This window comes from Kitasatospora sp. NPDC088779, assembly GCF_040685395.1.
Classification (GTDB): Bacteria; Actinomycetota; Actinomycetes; order Streptomycetales; family Streptomycetaceae; genus Kitasatospora.
In genome coordinates this window covers 1-3,017 of the sequence record NZ_JBFBHW010000114.1, presented here as the reverse complement: position 1 = coordinate 3,017, position 3,017 = coordinate 1, and the positions used below count along the sequence as shown (strand labels likewise).

Annotated in this window: 3 protein-coding genes; 2 read left to right on the top strand and 1 reads right to left on the bottom strand. The window is 63.0% G+C overall.

Features of this window, described 5'->3' with window-relative positions; translation table 11 throughout:
• Window positions 1-94 precede the first annotated feature (94 nt).
• A complete protein-coding gene (locus AB0P03_RS40695) occupies window positions 95-361 on the top strand; it encodes a UTRA domain-containing protein (protein WP_363633775.1) in 267 nt (88 codons plus the stop codon).
• A gap of 187 nt (window positions 362-548) precedes the next feature.
• Here AB0P03_RS40695 and AB0P03_RS40690 read toward each other — a convergent pair whose 3' ends face one another.
• On the bottom strand, window positions 549-1,484 hold the full coding sequence (locus AB0P03_RS40690) for a major capsid protein (protein WP_363633774.1): 936 nt from the start codon (window positions 1,482-1,484) through the stop codon (window positions 549-551).
• Between the two features lie 676 nt (window positions 1,485-2,160).
• Between AB0P03_RS40690 and AB0P03_RS40685 the strand changes: the two genes are divergently transcribed.
• Window positions 2,161-2,817, top strand: a complete 657-nt coding sequence (locus AB0P03_RS40685; RefSeq protein WP_363633772.1) for a hypothetical protein — start codon at window positions 2,161-2,163, stop codon at window positions 2,815-2,817.
• The last annotated feature ends 200 nt before the right edge of the window (window positions 2,818-3,017 follow it).

Genomic DNA, 3,017 nt, shown 5'->3' with positions numbered 1-3,017 from the left:
CCTCAGACAGCGAGATCACCACGGCAGAAGGCCCAGGATGCGACACCATAAAAGGGTATCAACTTACCCTCATGATTTGTGGCGCATCACACTAGTGCCAGACCTGCTCAATACGGCGCCGGGGCGCAACGATGGGATCACGGCGCGGGTCCTCGAAGCCACGGGCCGAACCATCACGGCGGCACGCGACGACATGCACGCGCGAACGGCTGACCAGCGCGAAGCCGCCGCCCTGGCGGTGTCGGTCGGCAGTGCCATCCTGGCGCTCGTCCACCGTTGGTCGGATGACGAAGGGTTGATCGAGTACACGGAGGCTTGCCTGCCCGCCCAGTTCACCATCGGCTACGAGTACACGCCGTAGATCGACTCAGAAGACAGAAGGGTTCCCACGGCCCGGAGTTGGAGTTCAGCCCTGCCGGGTGGGCGGGCTTCGTCGCCGGGGTCTGCTCCGGTGCGTTCGGCACGACCTGACCCGCCAACGCAAAAGAGGCCCCCGTCCCCACAACCCGATAGGGAAGTAGGGCGGGGGCCTTCACCATTCCAGCGGATCAGCCAGCGAGAACGTTCATCAGACGCGCTGAGGCCTTACCGCCGAAAAGTGCGATACCGCAATAGAACTCGATGCGAGTTCGATAAACCGGCTTGTCGTGCGCTTCGCCCAAGTCGGTCACCTGGATTCCACCATTGGTCAGACCCGTGACACCGGCGTCCGCCTCGGTGGAGCCGAACCGAACCGCGTAAATGTCGCCAGTCTCCTTACCGCCGGTACCGGCCGTGAGCGGGAGAATGTCCGTACCATCGAGCTTCTGGCCGGGGTCGAGCATCGGAATGCCGTTCCACATGGTGGCCTTCTTGCCGTTGATCTCGGACGTCAGTAGCTCCGCGCCACCGAGCCGGCGGAACCCGGAACGGATCTTCGCCAGGATCGCCGCATTCATGTACAGCGCGCCGTTCTGCCCGCTGATACCGCGAACCTGCCCGGTCAGCGCGTCAAGTGCATCGAAGAAGTCGTATCCGTTGGCAACCGGGCCGGCTCCCTTTGCATCGAGCACCTGTCGGCCGATCAGCCGCTTCCGAAGACCGTCAAGCCCCTTCGGATTCACAGCGGTGTCACCATTGAAGAACTGATCCGAAAAATGCAGCGAAGCGGCCTTGATCTTCAGCGTCTCCTGAATTGCCCGCTGATCGTTGATATTGCCGCGCGTCTGCACGAGAAACTTGTCCACATCGGAGTCGCCGCCGAGAATGGCAAGGGTTTCGATGCGTGAACTCACCGCACCCACACTCTCGGGGTACGCCTCGTTCACGGCACGGAAGGAAACTCCGGGAAGCTCGAATTCCTCGTTGTACCGGTACGCCGTACCCTCGGTCGAGATGAGAGGGAGGCGGTCCAGAATGGGCGACTCCTGGACGAACGTTTCGATCACGCCACGCTGAAGGTCTTCCGTGGAGAGCTTCGCGGATTCGGCGAGGGTAAGGGCCATAATTAAAATCTCCTAGTTTTGCAGGAATTGCTGTTACTTGATTCTGGGAAGGTCATTCCCAGATGTCCGAGTCGCCCTCGGACTCCGGCGCCGCGATATTCGGTCACTAAAAGCAGCCCACTCGGGCATATTCTCGCCCCGCCAAAAACGATCAAATTAGCCATCAGAGAAAGACACCTCCCTGCCGGTCAGGGTGGGAACGGGAGGGGGTCACCCCCCTGGGTAAACCCGCAGGTCAGAGCCCTGTCACCGGCTTGACCCGCTCGGCAGCCCATCCGCCCGGTTGGTGGGCGGCCGTCTCCCGGCCGTGACACTGCGTGCACAACGGCCGAAGCCTGTGCCACACGTCCGGGTCTGCGACGCCGCGGGCAACCAGCGAGCGACGCGACTCGGGGAAGTGGTCGACCACCACAGCGGCGCGAGCGCAGAGCACGCACCAGGGATGCGCGTACAGGTAGGCCCGTCGGATCCAGGCCCAGCGCCGGGAGTCGTAGCCGCGCTCTGCCGCACTACCTCTCTGCTGTTCCGCCTCGCGCTGGTGCTGCGGACAACGACCACCACGGTCGGTCAGCTCGGGGCACCCGGGAACGCTGCACGGGGGGCGGGGTCTGCGGGGCATGGGATACCTCGGATCTACTCGACCAGCAGGAGGGGTAGTTCTAGTTCACTCGTTCGAGTGATTGAGGTGTTCCGGACGATCACGGTGGGCAGTGCTCCGGGCGACAAGAAGCCGCAGAGAGATGAGATAACCATGGATGTAAGTACTGTCACGCTGAAGCAGTTCGAGCGGTGGCTTCTCATGGCCGACTCGCCCGAGGACGGCCTCCCGTTCGCGGACGGCAGGGTCAGCAAGGAGGAGTGGCTCGCCTACGCCCGGAGTGACCAGGGCAGGTTCCCCGACGGACTGTGGAACGAGCAGGAAGCCGCCAAGCTCTTCGATGACCTCGACTCGGACAACTCCGGCTTCCTCGACCGGGAGGACGCCATGGCCGTGGCGGAGCGCGAGTGGGCCGCACGGGAGGCTTCCACCCTCAGGGTCAACAAGCTCAAGGAGCCCTATCCCACCGGAGAGGTGCGGATCATCAACACCAAGCTGGAACAGTCCACTGGCGGTCAGTATCAAGACGGAGTCATCAAGAAGGTTTGGCGGGGTGATGGTGGCGATGACGACTACGGGGTCACGCTGTACCGGCCGACATACGGCAGCGAGGTAACCGTCTACCCCAGGGGCTCAGATCTGGTCGTCGAGGCTACGCGGAACGCCGGCTACGCCAGCGAGGCCAAGGACAACCAGCGTGAAAAGGAACGCAACTCCTGGACAAGCGGGCAGTAGCCTCCCGATCTGACGCATTCCACCAGGGCCCTACCGCCCCGGCACGGACCTCTCAGAGGGTGTTCGATACCGATTTAGGCTGCCGCGAGAGGTTTCGGGCGGAGATATTGCCCGATTTTGTCGGGGCTGGCGGTCAGGCGGTTGGTCATGGAGTTGACCATGGCCCAGTGGATCATCGAGCGTGACCGGTCCGGCAGTTC